The organism is Haloplanus sp. (genome assembly GCF_028275055.1).
Lineage (GTDB): Archaea > Halobacteriota > Halobacteria > Halobacteriales > Haloferacaceae > Haloplanus.
Map to the genome: position 1 here is coordinate 1 of NZ_JAQCNJ010000036.1, position 19,825 is coordinate 19,825.

Below are 19,825 nucleotides of genomic sequence, written 5' to 3' on the forward strand. Positions count from 1 at the left end.
CGACGCAGACGGCCACCACGTCCGGCGACGCGCCCGGGTTCGGGGTCGGCACCGCCGCCGTCGCCGCCCTCCTTCTGATCGCGGCCGTCACGCGCAGGCGACCACGACGGTGAGGCCGCGGCCATCCAAAACCGTATTACGGACGGCGCGTCGGGTTGGCGTATGGTCGAGAACGTCATCTGGCCCGCCTATCTGGACGCGGCGAAAAGCCGCGCCGAGGGGCGGCGGGTTCCAACCGGCGAGGCCGTCGACGACCCGACGGTCGACGAAATCGCCGAGGCCGCCAAGCAGGTCGGCTACGACGCGGTGATCGAACGGGACATGACCTACCCCCGCGAATACGAGCCTCGCGGTCGTGTGTTGATCAAGGGGGCCGACGATTCCTCGAAAAACGACCTCGTCCAAGCCATCGCGGCCTACGTGACGATCCTCCGGGACTGACCGTGCGTCGCCTCGGTACCGTCACCCGGACCGCACAGGGACTCGCCATCGTCCGTTCCGACGACGGCGACGACACACCCGATATCGGTGCGACGGCCGTCGACGAGTCGCTCTCGGGCGTGGGCCGTGTCGTCGACGTGTTCGGCCCCGTCGATCGCCCCTATCTCGCCGTCTCACCCGACGATCACGTCCGGTTGCCCGACATTCTCGGCGAGAAACTGTACGCGCGCTCGCGCTGATCCGAGACGACGGTGGTCAGGCCGCTCCCGGCGAGGTCGTCGTGCCGTTCGTCCGCGTCGCGTTGCCCTGGACGACACGGACGGACTCGTTCCCGTAGACCTCCAGCGTTCCGACGACGGAGCCGTTCGGGGCGACGCGTTGCACGATCAGCGAGGGTTGGCGGCCGTCGGCCGACCCACCGCTACTGCCGTCGCCGCTGTCGGTGGCCCCTACGCCACCATCGAGGAACCCGACGACCTCGGGGGTCGTCGACACCTCCCGTACGTCACTCGATTGTGCGTTGACGAACGCGATGTACGCGATCCCGCTGCTGTCGCCCGGAATGACCCGGACCTGCCAGTACAGTTGACCGTCTACGACGACGGGGATCGGCTCCGATGGGGTGAAGCGGTTCCAGTCGGTCGTCCGCGCGGCCTGTCGGACGTAGTCGGTCGCCTTTCTGGCGCCGAACAGTGACCTGTCGGGGGTGTACACCTCGTAGTCGCCGGTCCGGCTGTCGACGGTCCAGACCTCCCTGAGCCCCTGTGCCTCGCCGTACGGTTCGACCGCAACGATGTACTCCGGCCCGTCTTCGGTGAACACCAGAAACGGTTGGTCGTTGTCGGCACCCGGGACGGGCGCCACCTCGACTTCGTCCTCGTGGCTGGTGAACGTGTTGACGATCCCGCGGCGGTACTTTGTCGTTGCGACCTTTTTCCGGGCGAGGTCGAACGGATAGAGCTTTTGTCCGTCCAGCGCCGAATGTTGCCTTGCCTCCGCGGGGGATAGATCCTCGACGTTGCCCTCGTCGTCGATCAGCGCAACGCCTCCCCACTCCGGTGTCGTGTACGGAAGCGGCGCCCAGTGGAAGGTCGGCGTCGTGTACGGCACCGCGACGTACTGTTCGCCCTCATCGACGAGCATGAACGGGTCGCCGTAGTCGACGAGGTACTGACCGCGCTTGAGCAGTTCGAACCGGTAGTTGTTGTAGAACACCGGCCCGACACCACGTTCGAGGTCGTCGGTGACCGTCCTGACCTCCGCGTTCTGTTGTGTCATATCGACAAGGACGGTCCCGCGTTGTTGTTTGGTGAAGTAGTTGTACGCGCCGTCGGGCGCGAGCGCGTACGACCAGTAGGGCGTCCCGTTGTCGACGGTCACGTCGCTCCCGGTGATCCGGTACTGCGGAAAGTTGAGCGTGTTCGAGGCGTAACGGCCGGCGACGCTTTTCGGGACGACACGCGGCATTCCGGAGTCGGTCTCGGCCAGCGTGTCGGCCGTCGTGGCCGATTCGAGGGTCGATTTGCCGAGGCGTTCGCCGGCCAACAGCCCCGTGACCCCGCTCCCGACGACGAGGACAGCCAGAAACACGGCGAGTGCGACCTGTGGACCGACCACGCCTGTTCGCTGGCGGAGAGCGTACACCGACAGCCCGGCGACAAACACGACGAGAGGCAGGATCGGTGTCGTGTACACCGTGTAGACGAGTCCGTGTAGCCACGGCCGGAAGTACCAGCCGACGACGGCGAGAACGGCCAGAACGGCCAGAACGGCGAGGACACCGCCTCCCGGCGACCGCGGCGACCGGCCACGCAACCACGCTATCCGGCGTGCGACGAATCGGAGGGCTTCCGCGATAGAGGACATCACCGGGACTAGCGGCCCCACACTGTTGACCGTATCGGACGGCCGGACCGACCGCCGATCCCCGAACCTGCCGACACACCGAAGCCGGACGGGGAGTCGCAATCCCCAAACCACCCCCTAACCAAGTGGCTGGCATGAACGCACGCGAGGCCCGCGGCGCCGCCGTCGCCGGGGTGCTGTTCTTGCTCGTCCAGGTCGGTGCGCTCGCGATGGTCGGTCCCTTCGAGACGGCCGGGTACCAGGCGGTCGAGGATCCCTCGGACCCGACCAACAGCCTCGTGTACTTTGCCGCCATTCTCGTCGCGACGGCCCTGATGCTCGCCGCGTTCAAATACGCCTTCGAGCGTGCCGTCCGGGCGGTCGTTCTCCTTTCCAGTGCGCTCGTCTCGTGGTACGTCTTCTCCGTTGTCGCGCCCGCGCCACTCATCGTCGGATCGGTCAACGTTCTCGCGGTGGCGCTCTCTATCGGCGTCGCACTCGCCTTGCTGGTTTATCCCGAGTGGTACGTCATCGACGCCGCCGGGGTCGTGATGGGTATCGGCGCCGGAGCGCTGTTCGGCATCAGTTTCGGACTGCTCCCTGCGCTTGTCCTTCTGTCGGTACTCGCCGTGTACGACGCCATCAGCGTCTACGGCACCGAACACATGCTCAGCCTCGCCGAGGGGGTGATGGATCTCCACATTCCGGTGATTCTCGTCGTCCCGCTCTCGTTGTCCTACTCCCTGCTCGACGACGATTTCAGCGGGGCGAACGATGTCCATGACAATAACGGACCCGATGATGCCGCCGATGACGACGCCGTCAACACCGACACGGGCACGGCCGACGAGGTATCGGATGGCGGGCGCGACGCCTTTTTTATCGGTCTTGGGGATGCCGTGATGCCGACCGTGATGGTCGCCAGCGCGGCCGCCTTCTCCCCTGCGGCGTCGCTCGGTGTCCGTGGTCTCCCCGCGCTCAACCTTCCCGCTCTGCTGGCGATAATCGGAACCTTTCTGGGCCTCGGAATCCTGCTGTGGGCCGTCCTGAAGGGTCGCGCCCACGCCGGGCTCCCGTTGTTGAACGGGGGGGCTATCGGCGGCTACCTCCTCGGCTCGGTTCTCGCGGGCATTCCCGTCGCCCGTGCGCTGGGGGTGGCGGCGTATCTTTAGTCCGCCCCTTCGCGCACCTTCACCGCCATTCCCGTCCCGAAGTCCCGCATGGCGTTGGCGGACAGTTCCGCCCGCCCGACGCCGAGTACGTCGCCATCGTCGTTCACGACCGCCACCTCGTCGCTCGGTCGCACGTCGCCGTCGACGGCGGTGACGAACTTCGCGAAGGCGTTTTTTCCCTCACGGACAAAGGGTTCGCTCTCGGCGCCGACGACGACCCGCGCCCGCGGCGGATCGAGTGCTTCGGTCAGGCGCCGGCCGCCCTCGACGCCGAGCGTGAAGCGGCCGTCGGTGCCGTAGGAGACAAGCCGACCCGCGTCGGTCCGGATCTGTCTGGGGCGGCCGCCGGTCGAGTGGGTCACGGTCAGGTCACCGTCCGGCGGGAACAGCGCCGCCCCCGCGCCACCGCCGAACTGGTAGTCTGCGACCGTTCGGAGGCGGACGAGTTCGTTCAAGGTCATGGTTGCGGTCACCCATCCACGGACAAAACCTTCCCGGGTGTTCTGCGGACCGCAACGCTTAGACACCGACCGACCGGACGGGCCGACATGTCACACGAACTCGGCGAGAGCGACTGGGGCGACTGGCTTCCGGCGGCCGTCGCTGACGCCGACCCCGACACCGTCGCAATCTGGTATCTGGGCTGTAACGGCGTTGTTCTCAAAGGGAGCGGCGGAACGACGCTGTTGATCGATCCCTACCTCGGCACCGGCGACCCGCCGCGGACGATTCGGATGATCCCCGTTCCGTTCGCTCCGAGCGACGTTGAGGCGGCCGACGCCGTTCTTGCGACCCACGAACACTCGGACCACGTCCACGGCCCGACACAGGCCCCCATCCTCGCCTCGACCGGTGCCGACTACTACGCCCCCGACGCCAGCATGGCGGTCGTCGAACGGGAGATGTGGACCGACGAGTGGGGCGTTGTCGCCGACCAGTTCGTCACTGTCGCCGAGAACGATCGTTTCGATATCGGGGAGTTCACCATCCACGTCGTCCCGGTGAACGATCCCGACGCGGACCACCCCGTCGGCTACGTGATCGACCACCCGACCGGGACCGTCTTCCACGGCGGTGACACCCGACACGCCGACTCCTTTCCGGACATCGCCGACCGGTTCGACATCGACCTCGGGGTGTTGGCCTTCGGGTCGGCCGGCCGCATCCCCGACAAGGAGACGGGTAAACCGACCCGGACGCGGTGGTATGCCGACGAGAACGGGGTGATCCGCGCGGCCGAAGCGCTCGAACTCGACCGCCTGCTACCGAGCCACTGGGACATGTGGAAAGGGCTCACCGCCGATCCGACCGTTCTCCACCACCACGCTCGGAGCTTCGACTATCCCGAGCGACTGGCTATCGTCGAACTCGGCGATCGGGTCGACCTGTAGCCGGCGGCGGGCGTCGGACCCGCCGGTTGTTTTATGCTACTACTGGAAGCAGTATGCCTCATGGCCGATCCAGAGTCCGATCCGTCGGTGTCCGTCTCGACGGAGGAGGTGCGCGTGGGAAAGGCGTTCGAGGCCGACCGGTTCCCGGTCCCCGCCATCGCCTTCCAGATCGAATCGCTCGCCGAGGATCCTATCCGGATCCGCCTCGTGGAACACATCCCCGAATCGTTCCCGATGGAGGGCGTCGGCTTTCACCCCGACTACGACAGCGACAACTGGACCGCATACCGCGACCACCGCGTCGCATACGAGCGGACGATCGACCCTGGTGAGTCCGTTCTCACGGTGTACGGCATCCGTATCGACGATCCCTCCGAGGCCGACGACTTTCTCGACGAACCCACGATCGAACTGATCGAAACCGACACCGATCCCGACACCGGCGACGTGCTCGGTCGCGAGACGACACAGGTCGTCCGCGACGCTCTCTCCGGTGACGGCGACGACGGCCTGTCTGATCTCGATTCCGGACCGCTCCTTGGCGATCCCGACGATCCACCGGCCACGGAACCCAACGCCGAGGTCGACGCCGATGCCGACACAGACGCTTCCCCGACCCCCCGTGACCCGGCCGACGACCTCGACGCGGCGATGCACGACGGTGACACGAACGTGACTCGTGTCGATACCGCAGACGCGGCGCCGGAAGTCGATGACGACGCCGAGGACGAGGACGAAGCCGAAGCCGAAGCCGAAGCCGACGCCGAGGCTCCCGAGTCGGTCCACTCCTCGGCCGCGGCCGAATCGCTCGACCCCCGCGACAGCCCCGCCGCGGCCGACGGGTCCGTCGGTGACGACGACAGGGACGATGCCGCCGAGACCGACCCGGCTCCCGAGCACACGGCCGACCGGCCCGCCGTTGAAACCGACTCGGTCGCGGCCGCCCTCGCCGCCGAGATTCGCGCCGACCGTGTCGACGACGACGACCTTTCTGTTCTCCGTGAGGCGCTGGATGAGGCGTCGCCGACCAGCGTCGACGCCCGGATCGGCCGTCTCCAGTCGGAGGTCGCGGATCTGTTGGCATACCGCGACGCTCTCGAAGGGTTCCTCGACGAGAACGGCACCGCCGAGGAGGCGCTGGAGAACGTGACCGAGGAACTGAGCGACCTGACAGCCCGTGTCGAGAGCCTCGACGAGTCGTTGTCGACGGCGGAGACCGACCGGGCCGACCTCCGCGACGAGGTGGCTGCCATCACCGACGACGTCGCGGCCGTCTCCGACCGGATCGAGAGCCTCGACGACGGCCTCGACGAACTCGGCGAGACGGTCGACTCCCTCGACGACCGACTCGAGACGGTCGAGGCGTTCGAGAACGACATCGAGGCGCTCCGATCGAACATCGACGACCTCCAGACGTTCCGCAACCGCCTCGGTGACGCCTTCGGGGCCGGACAGGGGTGATGCGCCCGAAGCGCAATCGCTAAAGCCCGCGCCCGCATCCGTCCGACAATGACCGAGACGGTTCGTGTCGCCGTTCCCCGGAAGGGACGCCCGCTTGAGGCGGTTCTCGAACGCTTCGCCGCCGTCGCGGGCGCGACCGACCTCGCGGACGATGTCTCCTCGACGCTCCGATACGAGAAGGCGATCACCAAAGGCGAGGCCGAGGCCGACCGCGACGTGTACAAACGGCTCGCGGCGTACAGCGATCTTTCGGATCCGACGCGCCCGGAGTACACCCTTCTACGGGACGACCGCGAGGGGATGCCCCGGCGCATCGTCTTCGACAGTGCGACCGTCGTGGCAGAGGGCAAGACGGTCGAACTCGTCGGCCGGGAGGAGCCGTTCCGTGCGCTCCGAACCCATGAGTTCGGTCTCGGGTTCGACAGCGCCGACCTCGTGTTGGAGGAGGTGGTTACGCTCGGCGAGGAGGGGCTTGGCTCACTCGCCGACGTGAACGCCCGGATCGATCCTCGCGATACCGACGTTCGGGTCGTGAGCGGCCTCGGCGATACGGTGTATCACACGCTTCTGGCGACGCCCGGAACCGTCCCTCCGGGGACCGAACTCGACCGGGCGTTCGTCTCGGGGTACACCGGGCCACTGTGTATCTCACCGCGGTACGAACGCCTCGTGGAGGCCGTTCTTGGAACGCGGGCACTCGATGACGTGACCTTTGTCTACCCGGACCCGGGAACCGAGGAGGAGGCCGCGATAGCCGACGCCGGACTCGGTGTCTACCTTACGATGACCGGATCGACGGCGCGTGACCACGGTCTCGTCGTTGGCGAGAACCTCTTTCCGAGCGAGACGGTCCTGATGGAAAACGCCGATGAAACCGGGGCAGCAGCCGAACAACTCCGAGCGGAGCTGATCGGTGCGGATCTAGAGACTGCGATCCGTCCTTAGGCGGCGCTTCGTGCCGCGTCGGGGTCGGTGCCGGCTTCGAGCAACTCGGTGTACCGGTTGCGGACGGTCACCTCGGAGACATCGCTGACCTCGCACACCTCTTTTTGGGTCACCTTCTCGCCCTCGAGGATCGAGGCCGCATAGAGCGCTGCCGCCGCGAGTCCGACCGGACTCTTGCCGCTGTGGACACCGCTTTCCATCCCCTCCTCGAGAAGCGACCGTGCACGCGATTTCGTCGCTCCGTTGAGGTCGAGATCGGAGGCGAAACGCGGCAGATACTCCAACGGGTTGGCGGGTTCGATCGCCAGTCCGAGTTCGCGGACGATGTATCGGTACGCCCGCGAGAACTCCTTGCGGCCGACCCGGCTGACAGGTTCGAACTCGTCGAGGCTCCGCGGGATCGAAGCTTGTCTGGCGGCCGCGTACAGCGACGCGGTCGCCATCGCCTCGATCGACCGGCCACGCAGAAGGTCGTCTTCCAGCGCCTTCCGGTAGACCACACTCGCCGTCTCGCGGACACTTTCGGGGAGCCCGAGCGCCGACGACATCCGATCGACCTCGCCGAGTGCCTGTTTCAGGTTGCGCTCCTGTGCGTTCTTCGAACGGAACCGTTCGTCCCACGTCCGGAGCCGTTGGAGCTTCCGGCGCTTGCTTCCGTCGATGGTCCGTCCCTTTGCGTCCCGGTCCTGCCAGTCGATGACAGACGACAGTCCGTCGTCGTGTAGGAGCTTCGTCGTCGGTGCGCCGACGCGGCTCTTCTCTGCGCGCTCGCTGGAATCGAAGGCGCGCCACTCGGGGCCGTGATCGATCTCGTTCTCCTTGACCACGAGACCACACGCCTCACACACCGTCTCGCCGCGTGACTCGTCCGTGACCAGTGCGGCATCGCACTCCGGACAGGCGTGCTCGGCACTCTCGGCTTCTTCGCGGTTCTCGGTCGTCGTGCGCTGTTCCCCACCGGTCTCTCGGAGGGTTCGAGGCTGCTGGCTCATGATTAAGTCTTGTGGGGCGTGCGTAACCGCGTGCCCCTCTTCTCATCCATTAGTACAACGGGTAGGATCTTAATAGTTTCTACTGTGTTTTGATTGCGATAGAAACAACAGTTGGTACACGACAACATACGGCATGGTTTGGCGACGGTCCAGCCGGCGTCGCCGTCGACGGGAGCCCCGATGGCGGGGGAGAACCGGTCCGCGCCGATCCGTCAACCGTCCGTCGCTCGACCCGACTCTTTTTGGTGGTGTCATTCTTAGGTCGGGTGACACGGGAGTCGCTCGTCGTGACACAAGATACAATGCCAGCCGACACCGGGGTAGAGTCGCTCGTTGAGGAAGCGGTCGATACGCTCCGGACGTTCGAACTCACCGAATATGAAGCGAAAAGTTTCGTCGCCCTGATGCGCCTCCGCGAGGGGACCGCCAAGGAAGTAAGCGATGTCGCGGACGTGCCGCGTGCGCGCATCTACGACAGCATGGACACGCTCCAAGACCGGGGGCTTGTGAGCGTTCAGGAGTCGAAGCCACGCCGTTTCCGGGCGGTCTCGCCCCGCGAGGCGGTCGACCTCGTCGAGCGCGAGTGTCAGGACCGCCTCGACCGTCTCGGCACCGTTCTCCCCCGTCTGGGCTCGCCCGAGCAGTCGTCGAGCGCCGGCGACGTCTGGACGATGGAAGGTGAGGCCGCCGTCGCGGAACGGCTCGCGACCCTCATCGGCACCGCCGACGAGGAGGTGTTGTTGTCGGTCGCCGTTGAGGCCCTCCTCGCCGACGACGTCGTCGAGGCAATCACCGACGCGGCCGACCGCGGCGTCGACGTGGTTGTCGGATCGCCCGGCGAACCGATCCGCAACCGCCTCGACGGTATCGACGGCGTCGATGTGGTGGAGACATGGACCTGGTGGGAGTCGTTCCCCATCCAGCCCGGCGCGGTTACGAGTGTCGTTATGATCGACGGCGATGCGTTGCTCGTCAGCGCCGACGGCGCGACGGACCTCCCCGGTGTCCGCAAACACCGCGCTATCTGGACCGACAGCGCCGACGCCCCCGTCGTTGGTCTGATGCGACCGCTGCTCGCGACGGCGATCACCGGCGCGACAGCCTAGCCCGAGTTTTCCGGGAACGAGCCGTTTTCGACGGCTCGCCTGTAGGCCTCCACCGCCTCCTCTATCTCCTCGCGAACGTCGCCGAACTGCTCGGCGAACGGCGGCACGGACTGCGAGAGTCCGATCACGTCGGTCAGAACGAGCACCTGACCGTCGGTGTCCGGCCCGGCCCCGATGCCGATAACGGGAATGTCGAGGTCGTCGGTCACCTCGGCAGCCACGTCGTCCGGGACGTGTTCGAGCACCAGCGAGAACGCGCCCGCCTCCTCGTGGCGACGCGCCAGGTCGAGAATCTCGTCGGCGGCCGCTTCGGTCGTCCCCTGTCGGGTGTATCCCATCTGATTGAGTCGTTGGGGCGTCAGCCCGAGGTGTGCCATCACCGGGATGCCCAGTTCGACCAACCGCTCGGTCAGATCGAGCGTGTGGGGGCCGGATTCGAGTTTGATCGCGTTGGCCCCCGATTCCTTGACGAGACGCCCCGCGTTCTCGATCCCGTCGCGTTCGCTCGTTCCGTAGCTCAAAAATGGCATGTCGGCGACGACGAGGGCCGTCTCGGTCGCCCGTGCGACCGCACCGGTGTGACTGGCCATCTCCTCGACGGTCACGGGAAGCGTCGAATCGTAGCCCAACACGGCGTTGCCCATGCTGTCGCCGACGAGGATCACATCGATTCCCGCCGCGTCGACGATCCGCGCCGTCGGCGCGTCGTAGGCCGTCAGCATCGTGAGCGGTTCGTCCGACGCCGACGCCCGCTGGATCTCCTGAACCGTTGGCATCGTCCACTGGTCGGCCGCCGGGGAATTAATGATACCCCTCCGTTTTCAATCGCCGACACCGACCCCGACCTCCCAGCCACGAATCAGGGCGGTGAGCGCCCGGTTGACCGGAGCCGAGCGGTCAAGGTGGCTCGCCCGTTCGGCGACGTAACCGTTGATCGCACCGATCTCGGTCCGGCGGCCACGCGCCACGTCGCGGTGCATCGACGACCGGTTTCGCGCCGTCGCCCGGGCAACCGTTTCGACCGCCGCCCGTGCCTCCGCGGCCGACAACGACACGCCGTCGGCACGGGCGATCCGCGCGGCTTCGACGGCCGCCGTTTCGGCGAGGTCGGACAACGGCGGCTCCGCGACCGCCCCGTTTTCAACCCTGGCGAGGGCGGTCACCGGGTTGATGCCGGCGTTGACCACCAGCTTTTCCCAGAGTAGCGCGCGAGCGTCGGCCGTCGCGTCGGTGTCGAGACCCGCCGCCTCGAACGCCTCGACAACCCGTTCGACGGTTGCCACGTCGTCAGCCGGTCGCCACGGACCGAGGGTCACCGTTCCGTGACCGAGCCACCTGACGTGTCCCGGCTTCTCCAACCGCGCCCCCACGGTGGTCGCACCGGCCAGTACGGGTGCATCGAGGTGGTCGGAAAGAACGTTCTCGTTGCCCATCCCGTTCTGTAGCGAGCAGACGACACCGATGTCGCCGGCCGCTAAGGTGTGTGCGGCCGTCGCCGTGTCGTAGGCTTTCACCGTCACCACCGCGAGGTCGGCGCTCGCGCCGCTCCCATCCGTCGTCGCCGCCGGTAGCGTCTCCAGGGTCTCGACGCCGGAGATCCGGAGTCCATCGTCTCGCACCGCCTCGACGTGTGGGTCGCGACCGACAAGCGTCACGTCGTGGGCCGTCGCGAGGAGGCCCCCGACGAGGCTCCCGAGACTGCCCGCACCGAAGACGAGTACGTCCATCGGTCGGTTCTGGGTGTCCAGCCTGGGACACCTTTCGGTTTTCCGCCGCTCGGCGTGACCGGACGATATCAGAAGCGATAATCCCGCCGCCAGATATATATACTGTGTGAGTCAGAATTGAACCATGGCGACAACCGGAACACAGACTGCGGGTCGTGCGAAGGCGGTGCGACATCGTGAGGCCATCGACTGGTCGCGGCGAGAACCGGTTACCTCGACCGTTCTGGCGGCGGTTCAGTCGGTCGACGGCCGATCACCGCGTGAACTCGCCCCGCTCGCACGATACATCGACCCCGACGCTCTTGAGACACTGTTTGGCAGTAACGGCGACGAAGCGGCTCACCTCTCCTTCGAGTACGACGGCTACACCGTCCACATCGACGGTGCGGGACACGTCTCGGTCTGCTGACCACACGACACCTACGGCTTGACACCCTCGGCAAGCACCCGCCCCCGGAGATACGCGTCGAGTTCCCGCCGAACGGCCGCGATGTCCGCTGCGCCGTCCGTTGTCGCCCGCCGGACCGTCGCACCGCTCATCACCGTTAGCACGAACCCGGCGACCGCCTCGGGATCGACCGGCCTGTACGCCCCTTCTCCGATGCCCCGTTCGACGATGCCCGCGAGGTCACGCCGGAACTGCCGGTCGTTGGCCGTGAAGTACGTCCGGAACACCTCGTTGTGTGGCGCTTGACCACGCAGTTCTACCATCACATTCGTCAGCTCGGACCGCTCGGCGCCGAGATCCGTCGCGAGAACGAAATCGAGAACGGTCCGGAGGCTGGCGTGGGCGTCCGTCGTCGGTGGCTGCGCCATCTGTGATTTGAGGTGGTTGAGCAGAAACTCCAGCAACTCCACCAACACCGCGTCCTTGCTGTCGTAGTGCTGGTAGATGAGCGACTTGCTCTTGGGGAACTCCCCCCCGATGCGCTGAATCGTGAGGTTCTCGTAGCCGTGCTTTGTCAGTGCCTCGTAGGTCGCCTGCATGATCGCCGTCCGGGTCTCGTCGCCGGTGTCGGCTCCGAAGGGGCTGTCGAACGCCACGGTTACTGAACGTTCATTCACAACATATATAACTCGTTCCTTCCAAATTTTTGAATATACACCCGGCAGACGGTCCCCGACCGGGCACGCGACCGCAGGCCACAGATCCGCCGCCCTGAGACTCCCCACCACACACCATGTCATCCCCACACCGGACTACGTTTCTCGTCGTACTCGTCGTCGTCTCGGCCGTCGCCGCCACCGGCGTCGCCGCCGGCCAGTCCTCCTCGGGCACCGTTATCGGCCGTCCGGCACTTGAGTTGTACACCTCGACCTCGGAGGTCGAACCCGGAACCGAAACCGAACTCGATCTCGTTCTCTCGAACGACGGCCAACTGAATCGCGGCGGCCCGGCCGAGTACGAAACCCGCGTCACCACCGCCCGCGGCACGTCGGTCGAGGTCGAGGACGGAGCCACCCCCTTCGAGATCACCACCGGGCGCGTCGCCGTCGGTGAGGTGCCTCGTGGCACCACCGCGGTCGATCCGGTCTCGATCACGGTCCCCGAAACCGTCGATCCCGGCCGGTACCGGATCCCGGTGACCGTCTCCTACGTCCACACCCTTAGCGTCGAGTACGACTCTCTCGGCGCACCCAAATACAACGACATCACCCGTGAGGAGACCCAGTACATCGCCGTCAGGGTCCGCGACGGCTCCCGGTTCGAACTCCGGGGTTCGGAGACGACCGCACAGGTCGGCGATACGGGATCGCTCTCGGTCGACATCGAGAACACGGGAACGCGCCCTGCTCGCGACGCGAGCGTCGTTCTCTCCTCGGAAACGGACGAACTCACCTTCGGGAGCCGCTCCGAGTCCTCAACCGGTTACGTCGGCACGTGGGAACCAGGCGCCAACGAAACGGTCGATTACACGGTCGCGTTCGACGACGACGCGGCGCTCCGAAGCTACAGTCTGACCGCTCGGGTGGAGTACGAGGACACGGACGGCATCGAGCGCACCTCGGAGGCGATGACGGTCGGCCTGCGCCCCGCCCCTGAACAGTCCTTTCGGCTCCGTGACACCGGGGCGACCCTGCGCGTCGGTGAGGACGGGACGTTCACCGGCACCGTCGTCAACGACGGGCCGGATACGGCTCGTGATCCCGTCGTCGTGCTCCGATCGTCGAATCCGAACGTCGATATCGACTCCCGCGAGTACGCCCTCGGTGAGCTTGCCCCCGACGAGCGTGGCGACTTCGCCTTCGACGTGTCGGTGAGCGACGGTGCAAGCGCGAGCACACAGCAGTTCAACCTCTCGGTGCGCTACCGCAACGACCGCGGCGACACCCGACTGAGCGACCCACTTAACGAGCAGGTGGTCATCGAGGGACAACGTGACCGGTTCAGCGTTGAGGCGGTCGACCGAACCGTCGTCGTCGGGGAGTCGACGACGCTTGAACTCCGCGTGACCAACGAGGGCGACGAGCCGTTGCGGGACGTGGAGGCAAAGGCGTTCGTTCAAGCCCCGCTGAGCAGCGACGATGACGAGGGCATCGTCTCGACGCTCGATCCAGGCGAGACGACGACCATCGTCATCGGTCTCGCCACCGGGAGCAACGCTTTGGAGAAGTCCTACCCGGTTTCGCTCGACCTGCAGTACGAACTCCCCGACGGCGATACGCAGGTATCAAGCACCTACCGCGTCCCGGTGACGGCCGAACGACAGGAAAGCGGCGGCCTCCCGCTCGTGCCCGTCGGCCTCGCCGCGAGCGCCGTCGTCGCCGTTGGCCTGTTCGTCTGGTTCCGCCGTGACGGGGGCGACTGACCGACGCGTGTCCCCCCGTTCTGACCCGTGGTTTCTGGTCGATGTCCAGCCCTACATCGACGCCCTCGACGGGTGGATCGTCGACCGACCGGTCCGGGTCGTTCTCCTGTTTCTGATCGTCTCGGGCGTGTTCGCTCTCGGCCTCGGCGGCGGCGGCACCGACTCCGGCACCGACCAGTTCACCGAGGACGTGCCAGCCGAACAGGCGCTCCGAGCGGTGAACGACAACTTCGAGCGAACCACCTTCGACGACGACACCGGCACGACACAGTTGATCCAGTCCGGGACGAACGTTCTCTCGAAGCCCGAACTCCTACGGATGCTCCGGGCACAGAACCGGCTCACCGACCACGAGGACCTCCAGGTCGCCCGGACGACGAGCGTCGCCCGGGCGGTCGCTCGCACCCTCGATCCCTCCGCCGACTCCATTGACGACGAGATCAGGGCGGTCGAACGGGCAACGCCGGCCGAAATCGACCGCGCCGTCCGGACGACCGTCGAAAACGACCCCGGACTCCGAGCCACACTCAGCGAGGATTACAACGCTCGCTCGGCCTCGGCGTCGGCCACCATCGGCACGGTCACCCACCGCCTCCCCGGCGGGACGAGCGAGGGCGCGGGGACGAGTGGCTCCAGCCCGCTCACGCCGATCCAACTCCGGGCAGAGACGGTCGTCGACTCCGTCGGCGGCGATATCACCGTCTTCGGGAGCGGCATCACGAGCGAGGAACTCGGCGACGTGATCAGCGACTCGCTCACACTGGTGATCCCGGCGGCCGTCGCGCTCATCCTCCTCTTTCTGATCGTCGCGTACCGCGACCCCATCGACCTCTCGCTTGGCCTCGTCGCGTTGGCGATGACGATGCTCTGGACGTTCGGATTCATGGGGCTTGCCGGCATCGCGTTTTCACAACTGCTCATCGCCATCCCGCCGCTTTTGCTCGCGGTCGGCATCGACTTCGGCATCCACGCGATCAACCGCTACCGCGAGGAACACGTCGGCGAAGCGAGCGTCCGTGGAGCGATGCGTGTCGCCACCGACCAACTCGTTGTTGCCTTCTTTATCGTCACCGGAACCACGGTGTTGGGGTTTGCGGCCAACCTGACCAGCGGCCTGAGTTCGATCCGCGAACTCGGCATCGTCGCCGCCGTCGGCATCATCTTCACGTTTTTCGTTTTCGGTGTCTTTCTGCCGGCGGCAAAGGTGCTCGCCGACTCGTGGCGCGAACGCGTCGGCCTCCCCGAGTTCGGCTCCGCGGCGCTCGGTAACGAACACTCACTGCTCGGGCGTGTCCTCCCCGTGGGCGTTCACATCGCCCGCGCGACGCCAAAGCTGTTTCTCGGTATCGTTCTCGTCTCGACGGCGGTGATGGGCCAGTACGGGGCTGGCGTCGACAGCCGGTTCACCCAAGACGCCTTTCTTCCCCCCGAGGAACCGCCGGCGTATCTCGACTACGTTCCCGAACCCTTCAGCCCGGGTGGGTACACCGTCACACAGACGACCAACTTCCTCGAACGCAACTTCCAGACCGGCGAGGAGGACACCACGACCGTCTACGTCGAGGCGCCGTTACACCAGGACCACGCCCTCGAAGCGATGTGGCGTGCCGGGGAGGATCCACCGCCGAGTTTCGTCGCGGACGACGGCCGCGCCCGGTCGACCAGCATCGTGACCGTTATTCGTGACCACGCCGAGCGTGACCCCGAGTTCGCCGCGCTGGTCGCGCGCAACGACCGAAACGACAACGGCGTTCCGGATGACAACCTCCGAACGGTGTACGCTGCGTTGCTGGACTCGCCGGCGGGGGACCGTGCACTGAACTACATCACCGACGACTACTCGGGTGCGCGCATCCGGTACTCCGTTGAGGCCGACGCCACACAGGAGGAGGTGACCGACGACACCCGAGAGGTCGCCGACCGGATGCGGTTCGAAGCGACCGCGACCGGCGGCGTGATCGTACTCAAGGCGGTGTCGGACGTGATCGGCGAGTCGGCGTTCCGGAGTCTCGTGGTCGCCCTCGTCGCCGCGACCGGCTTTCTGATCGTGGCGTACGGGCTGCTTGAGGGGCGGCCTTCGCTCGGTCTCGTGAACGTTCTGCCCATCGTCGTCACCGTCGCGGCGCTCGCGTCGACGATGCGGTTTCTTGACATCCCGTTCAACGTTCTCACCGGGACCAGCCTTTCTATCGCCATCGGTCTCGGTATCGACTACTCCGTCCACCTCCTCCATCGGTTCGTCGAGGAGTACGGCGCCTCGACCGACGTCGACGACGCCTTGCTGGCGACCGTCCGTGGCACCGGCGGCGCGCTCACGGGAAGTATGTTGACGACCGTCTCCGGCTTAGGTGTCCTCTGGCTGGCAATCTCGCCCATTCTCGGTCAGTTCGGCCTCCTGATCGCGCTCAGTGTGCTCTACTCGTATCTCGCTTCGCTTCTCGTTCTCCCGACGGCGCTCGTTCTCTGGGATCGGTATCTCTCGGTGGGCTCGGGGTGTCTCTCGACGACGACAGACTCGGAGCCGGCCACCGACTGACCCGCTATCACACCTGAGAACCCGACAACCGAGTTTATTAGGTGGCGACGTGAACGGCGGAGTAACGACCCTATGACACCCGAATCGACCACGCCGAACAGCGTGTGTGTACCAACCGCGACGGGTGCAACGAGCAGGACGACCGACCGGGCGCGTACCCCCTTCGACCGACCGGAGGTGACGGTATGACCGAGCACACCGGGAATGCGGCCGACCCCGACCTCGACACGCGGATCGCCGAGGCCGTCGGCGAGATGGACGTTCCCGAGGGCGTCGAGAACATCCCCGATTTGGACACGGGCGAGAATGAGGGCCGTGACGAAGATGAGGCCGAAGACGGCGAATCCTCTACCGACGCGGAGACGATGTCCGTACTCGAGTTCGTTCTCGGCGACGAGCGGTACTGTCTCGACATCACCTACATCGAACAGATCGTCGAGCGCGGGACCGTCACACGGATTCCGAACGCACCGTCGTTCGTCGAAGGCGTGATCGACCTCCGTGGCGATATCACGACCGTCATCGACCCGAAGCAGACGCTAGCGACGGAGACCGACGAGAACGGCGACCTCATCGTCGTTTTCGACCCGGACGGGATGGAAGACGAGTGGAGCGTCGGGTGGGCCGTCGACGGCGTCCGGCGCGTCTCGACCGTCTCGCTCGCGGAGATCAAGGACTCGCCGGTCGACGAACCGTGGATCAACGGCGTGGTCAAACGCGACGAGGACGGTGCGTTCGTCATCTGGACGGAACCGGGCGAACTCATGCGCGACGACGCCGAGGCGGTTCGGTCGTCGAGCGGGTGAGTTATCGCCGTCTGAGAAACGCCGGCAGCCGCATCCGGTCCAGTCCGTCGTCGGGCACGGCTGTCGGCTTGGCCCGCGAGAACATCTCCGGAGGACCGTCGTCGTCGTGTCTCGAACTCCCCGACGAGTCCGCGCCTGACGGGTCGGCGTCGGTGTCGATGACAAGTTCTTCCCACACCACCGCGGACTCCGTTCCCGGGTGTTCGGCCGACTTTGTCCGTCCCTCCTCGTAAGCGAGTTCGATCAGGCTCCGCTCGTAGGTGGTTTCGGCGGTGTCCCGGACACGCTCGTACGCCTCACGGTCGGGCGTTCCCAGCCCTCGGGCAACGCCGAGCGCGAACGCGCGTTCGAGCGCCTCGTTCTTGCTGAGGTCCGCCCACTCGGTGTCGAACTCTGAGTCGTACATTTCAGGCTTCTAGCTTCCGGTCCGGGCGGACGTGCAGTCCGTGGTCGTCGAAATCGACCGCGTGGATATCGCCGTCGATGTCGGTTCCGCGCATCTTGACGATCTGGACACCACGGTGCATCCCGCCACCCTCGAGGTAGTTGTGCATGAACACGACGCCATGAGCGAGGTAGTGTTCGTCGGCGTAGGAGGTTGGGTCGGTCATCTCCGAGATGAGCAACGTCGTCGCATCGACCCGCTTCAGCGACGTGAGAAACTGAACGAACGCCTCGTTGTTGTCCGGATAGAAGTACTGCAGGATCATCGTCGAGTCGATGACGAGGCGGTTGATTTCCCTGGAGTTGATGAAGCTTACGAGCCGGTTTGTCATGTTCTTGACCCCCGACGAAAAGTCGTTTCCTCCGGGACCCTTCAACAGGCGCTTCGCGTTCGAATCGAAGACGTTTCGAAACTGGAATTTTCCCGACCGTGCCGCTTTCTCGAAGCCGAACTCGTAGGCGCTCATGTCGTGGGTCAGTTCATCCTCGGTCTCGTGCATACTCAAAAAGAGACACTTCTCACCGGTCCGTACCCCCTCCGTGACGAAGTGTGAGGAGAACGTTGTCTTCCCGCTGCCGGGAGGCCCACTGAGGACGTACAGCCGGTCTTGGAGGAGTCCCCCGTCAACGAGTTCGTCGAAGCCATCCACGCCGGTGGAAACCCTCATTACTGATGAGTTGCACACACGAGGCAAATAGATTGCGTTCGGTTCTCAGTCGTGAGAACCGGAGCCGGCGGCGGGAGTAGCCGCGGTGCGAATTTATTTTAGTCCGTCCACGTAACCATGACCTAATGACCGAATTGACGCGAATCGGGACCGAGGGGCTGGACTCGATTCTCGGTGGCGGTATCGTGGACAATGCGACGGTACTGATCAGTGGTAATCCGGGCACTGGAAAAAGCATTCTGGGGCTCCAGTACATCTACAACGGGGCGACACAGTTTGACGAGAAGGGTGTCTACCTCTCGTTTGAGGAGAACGCGGACGAAATCGCGCAGGCAGCCGAATCGATCGGATTCGACGGCTGGAGTGACCTGATCGATGACGGCCAGATCCTCGTCTGCGACAAGCAGGAACTCCTCCGCCACAACGACTTCAACGCGACGCTGGACCGGTTGTTGGAAGCGTTCGAAGAAACCGAGTACGAACGGCTCGTTCTCGATTCGCTGACAATGTTCGAACTGTTCTTCGAGACGGAGGAGGAAAAACGGACGTACCTGCTCAAGTTCTCCGACATCCTCAAATCCAACGGGCTCACCTCTCTGCTCATCGCCGAGCAGTCCGCCGTCTTTCCGGATCAGGATATTGGCCTCGAGAACTTTCTGACCGACGGGAACATCTATCTGATCCAGACACCGACGGAGTCCGGCGTCAACCGCTACATCTGGGTGGCCAAGATGCGAAAACAGGATATCGAGACCGATATCTTCCCCATGGACATCGGTGACAGGGGGATCACCGTTCACGAAAGCGCCGCCGGCTTCTCCATGATGGGGGGACGAGACGACCCGTTCCCCGGTGAGTGATCACTCAGAGAGGGTCCGCCATGCCTCGTCGAGCCGACTCTTGACCTGTTGACGCTCCTCGACGTCGACCGAGACGCCTCCCTCGTTGAAATCCACGACCACCTTCTCGACGTTCCGGCGATAGACGTTGACCCGCCGCCGTTCGTCCGACAGCACTCGGTCGTGGTGTTCGAGAAGGTCCGTGTCGGTGAGCTCCTCGATCCGACGGTAGCAGGTGGCGATCGGCACGTCGAGTTCGTCGCTGAGTTCCTGTGCCGACCGTGGCTCGTGCGCGAAACTCAGCATCTCGGGATTGTACTCGTTGCCCAGCACCCGCAACATCTCGATTCCATCCATTCGTTATCAGTTTAGATACGGGGGAAGATAATAAATCGTACTGTCGAGCGGACGGTATCCCTGTCCACGCGCTGGACGGCCGCTGCACCGCGGAACACTCCTGAACGGCTGTCTCATTCCTTTTGACGCCGCCTCCGACGCTCGGTTCTCGCGTGATGCACGAACGGTATCACCGCTGAGAATATGACGACCAGATTTATCACTGCACGTATGAAGAAATCCGATACTGCCATGCTAGTCGTCGAATACCTGTACCTCGCCGCCACCGGTGTGTTGGTCCTGTCC

21 protein-coding genes are annotated in these 19,825 nt (G+C 65.3%); 12 read left to right on the forward strand and 9 right to left on the reverse strand.

The genetic code is table 11. The features are described 5' to 3' along the window. The first annotated feature begins 162 nt into the window (after nt 1-162). Both srp19 and Q0925_RS04505 read left to right on the forward strand, forming a co-directional pair. On the forward strand, nt 163-441 hold the full coding sequence (gene srp19 / locus Q0925_RS04500) for a signal recognition particle subunit SRP19 (protein WP_299332271.1): 279 nt from the start codon (nt 163-165) through the stop codon (nt 439-441). A 2-nt stretch (nt 442-443) separates the two neighbouring features. Next, nucleotides 444-680 carry an H/ACA ribonucleoprotein complex subunit GAR1 gene (locus Q0925_RS04505; protein WP_299332273.1) on the forward strand — a complete coding sequence of 79 codons (237 nt, stop codon included), beginning with the start codon at nt 444-446 and terminating at the stop codon, nt 678-680. Nucleotides 681-696: 16 nt separating this feature from the next. Here Q0925_RS04505 and Q0925_RS04510 read toward each other — a convergent pair whose 3' ends face one another. Continuing rightward, entirely contained in the window at nt 697-2,307 is a 1,611-nt protein-coding gene (locus tag Q0925_RS04510) for a hypothetical protein (RefSeq protein ID WP_299332275.1), read from the reverse strand. Between the two features lie 134 nt (nt 2,308-2,441). On the opposite strand from Q0925_RS04510, the gene Q0925_RS04515 reads away from it, so the two are divergent. Further along, the gene (locus tag Q0925_RS04515; RefSeq protein ID WP_299332277.1) at nt 2,442-3,458 is read left to right on the forward strand and encodes a presenilin family intramembrane aspartyl protease PSH; all 1,017 of its coding nucleotides are present in this window, start codon (nt 2,442-2,444) and stop codon (nt 3,456-3,458) included. Here the strand turns inward: Q0925_RS04515 and Q0925_RS04520 are convergent. Then, complete coding sequence (locus Q0925_RS04520) at nt 3,455-3,919, reverse strand: PUA domain-containing protein (protein WP_299332279.1); 465 nt, start codon at nt 3,917-3,919, stop codon at nt 3,455-3,457. The two genes, Q0925_RS04515 and Q0925_RS04520, sit on opposite strands and share 4 nt — an antisense overlap. Before the next feature lie 87 nt (nt 3,920-4,006). Here Q0925_RS04520 and Q0925_RS04525 point away from each other — a divergent pair, with 87 nt between their 5' ends. Genes Q0925_RS04525 through Q0925_RS04535 form a run of 3 tightly spaced genes read left to right on the forward strand, consistent with a single transcriptional unit; the run spans nt 4,007 to nt 7,255 of the window. Beyond that, nucleotides 4,007-4,849, forward strand: coding sequence for an MBL fold metallo-hydrolase (locus Q0925_RS04525; RefSeq protein WP_299332281.1), 843 nt, complete (start codon nt 4,007-4,009; stop codon nt 4,847-4,849). A gap of 60 nt (nt 4,850-4,909) precedes the next feature. Further along, nucleotides 4,910-6,310: a hypothetical protein gene (locus Q0925_RS04530; RefSeq protein ID WP_299332283.1), complete on the forward strand. Its 1,401-nt coding sequence runs from the start codon at nt 4,910-4,912 to the stop codon at nt 6,308-6,310. A 48-nt stretch (nt 6,311-6,358) separates the two neighbouring features. Then, nucleotides 6,359-7,255 (forward strand): hypothetical protein, encoded by an 897-nt coding sequence (locus Q0925_RS04535; RefSeq protein WP_299332285.1) that lies wholly within the window; start codon nt 6,359-6,361, stop codon nt 7,253-7,255. On the opposite strand, the gene Q0925_RS04540 is transcribed toward Q0925_RS04535, so the two are convergent. Next, nucleotides 7,252-8,247 carry a transcription initiation factor IIB gene (locus tag Q0925_RS04540; protein WP_299332287.1) on the reverse strand — a complete coding sequence of 332 codons (996 nt, stop codon included), beginning with the start codon at nt 8,245-8,247 and terminating at the stop codon, nt 7,252-7,254. The genes Q0925_RS04535 and Q0925_RS04540 overlap by 4 nt on opposite strands. 302 nt (nt 8,248-8,549) lie before the next feature. On the opposite strand from Q0925_RS04540, the gene Q0925_RS04545 reads away from it, so the two are divergent. Next, nucleotides 8,550-9,353 (forward strand): TrmB family transcriptional regulator, encoded by an 804-nt coding sequence (locus Q0925_RS04545; protein WP_299332288.1) that lies wholly within the window; start codon nt 8,550-8,552, stop codon nt 9,351-9,353. Here the strand turns inward: Q0925_RS04545 and panB are convergent. Then, entirely contained in the window at nt 9,350-10,129 is a 780-nt protein-coding gene (gene panB, locus Q0925_RS04550; RefSeq protein ID WP_299332289.1) for a 3-methyl-2-oxobutanoate hydroxymethyltransferase, read from the reverse strand. The two genes, Q0925_RS04545 and panB, sit on opposite strands and share 4 nt — an antisense overlap. 45 nt (nt 10,130-10,174) lie before the next feature. Further along, nucleotides 10,175-11,080 carry a ketopantoate reductase family protein gene (locus tag Q0925_RS04555; RefSeq protein WP_299332291.1) on the reverse strand — a complete coding sequence of 302 codons (906 nt, stop codon included), beginning with the start codon at nt 11,078-11,080 and terminating at the stop codon, nt 10,175-10,177. A 124-nt stretch (nt 11,081-11,204) separates the two neighbouring features. Between Q0925_RS04555 and Q0925_RS04560 the strand changes: the two genes are divergently transcribed. Next, nucleotides 11,205-11,489 carry a HalOD1 output domain-containing protein gene (locus tag Q0925_RS04560; RefSeq protein WP_299332293.1) on the forward strand — a complete coding sequence of 95 codons (285 nt, stop codon included), beginning with the start codon at nt 11,205-11,207 and terminating at the stop codon, nt 11,487-11,489. A gap of 11 nt (nt 11,490-11,500) precedes the next feature. On the opposite strand, the gene Q0925_RS04565 is transcribed toward Q0925_RS04560, so the two are convergent. Further along, on the reverse strand, nt 11,501-12,124 hold the full coding sequence (locus Q0925_RS04565) for a TetR/AcrR family transcriptional regulator (RefSeq protein ID WP_299332295.1): 624 nt from the start codon (nt 12,122-12,124) through the stop codon (nt 11,501-11,503). A gap of 137 nt (nt 12,125-12,261) precedes the next feature. Here Q0925_RS04565 and Q0925_RS04570 point away from each other — a divergent pair, with 137 nt between their 5' ends. The 3 genes from Q0925_RS04570 to Q0925_RS04580 all read left to right on the forward strand — a co-directional run bounded on the left by Q0925_RS04570 (nt 12,262) and on the right by Q0925_RS04580 (nt 17,232). Beyond that, nucleotides 12,262-13,890 (forward strand): COG1361 S-layer family protein, encoded by a 1,629-nt coding sequence (locus tag Q0925_RS04570; RefSeq protein WP_299332297.1) that lies wholly within the window; start codon nt 12,262-12,264, stop codon nt 13,888-13,890. Nucleotides 13,891-13,924: 34 nt separating this feature from the next. Beyond that, the gene (locus tag Q0925_RS04575) at nt 13,925-16,426 is read left to right on the forward strand and encodes an efflux RND transporter permease subunit (RefSeq protein ID WP_349254386.1); all 2,502 of its coding nucleotides are present in this window, start codon (nt 13,925-13,927) and stop codon (nt 16,424-16,426) included. 185 nt (nt 16,427-16,611) lie between these two features. Then, on the forward strand, nt 16,612-17,232 hold the full coding sequence (locus Q0925_RS04580) for a chemotaxis protein CheW (RefSeq protein WP_299332300.1): 621 nt from the start codon (nt 16,612-16,614) through the stop codon (nt 17,230-17,232). Nucleotide 17,233: 1 nt separating this feature from the next. On the opposite strand, the gene Q0925_RS04585 is transcribed toward Q0925_RS04580, so the two are convergent. Further along, nucleotides 17,234-17,638, reverse strand: a complete 405-nt coding sequence (locus tag Q0925_RS04585; RefSeq protein ID WP_299332301.1) for a hypothetical protein — start codon at nt 17,636-17,638, stop codon at nt 17,234-17,236. Nucleotide 17,639: 1 nt separating this feature from the next. Continuing rightward, nucleotides 17,640-18,344, reverse strand: coding sequence for an RAD55 family ATPase (locus tag Q0925_RS04590; RefSeq protein ID WP_299332302.1), 705 nt, complete (start codon nt 18,342-18,344; stop codon nt 17,640-17,642). A 125-nt stretch (nt 18,345-18,469) separates the two neighbouring features. On the opposite strand from Q0925_RS04590, the gene Q0925_RS04595 reads away from it, so the two are divergent. Then, the gene (locus Q0925_RS04595) at nt 18,470-19,204 is read left to right on the forward strand and encodes an RAD55 family ATPase (RefSeq protein ID WP_299332303.1); all 735 of its coding nucleotides are present in this window, start codon (nt 18,470-18,472) and stop codon (nt 19,202-19,204) included. On the opposite strand, the gene Q0925_RS04600 is transcribed toward Q0925_RS04595, so the two are convergent. Beyond that, nucleotides 19,205-19,540: a winged helix-turn-helix domain-containing protein gene (locus tag Q0925_RS04600; RefSeq protein ID WP_299332305.1), complete on the reverse strand. Its 336-nt coding sequence runs from the start codon at nt 19,538-19,540 to the stop codon at nt 19,205-19,207. Between the last annotated feature and the right edge of the window lie 285 nt (nt 19,541-19,825).